Below are 628 nucleotides of genomic sequence, written 5' to 3' on the forward strand. Positions count from 1 at the left end.
AAACCATTTATTACGATTACAAGAAGAAAGGGAAGAGAAGAATGCGTAAGTTCTTAGTAGTTTTATTGCTACCTGCTTTTATCATAACCTCAAGAGTAGTTAGCACAGAAAAACAGCTTCCTTACTCTTCACAAGAAATTTATTATCTAACCGAGTCTGATTATGGATTCTACTATAAAGAAACTCTGGAATCCCCAATGGTATATGGAGAAACAGCTGTCTATGCTAATGAGGATCTTGTCAAGGAGTCTGGTAAATTGACTCCTGGAACCACCTTTAAAATAGTAGAATGGCGTTTGAATAGACAAGGTGTTCCTGTTTTTAAATTAGATAATCACCAGTTTATCCTTGCAGATAAGCGGTTGGTCTATGATCAAAGTCAAGTTCAAACTCAAAATAGACAAGTATGGTTGGAGCAGGGGTTTGTTATCTATAACAGTCCCTATGATGCGAAAGAAATTTCTTCAACCCTCTCTCCCTATCAACGCGTAACGGTGGATAGAGCTCTCTTTGCTGAGGGACAAGAATTTCTTCATATCAATCAAGTTGGGTGGGTATCAAAAGAGTTCACCTCAGAAGAAGACAATCGCATCCAGAAGGTTCAAGAAGTTTTATCAAACAACTATCA

Annotated in this window: 1 protein-coding gene; it reads left to right on the top strand. The window is 37.6% G+C overall.

The genetic code is table 11. The annotated features are described in order from the left end of the window. Positions 1-41: 41 nt before the first annotated feature. Positions 42-628: DUF5776 domain-containing protein (locus GMD4S_RS09995; RefSeq protein WP_044130323.1), on the top strand; the 587-nt coding region annotated here is incomplete at its 3' end.

Source organism: Streptococcus sp. GMD4S (assembly GCF_000296955.1).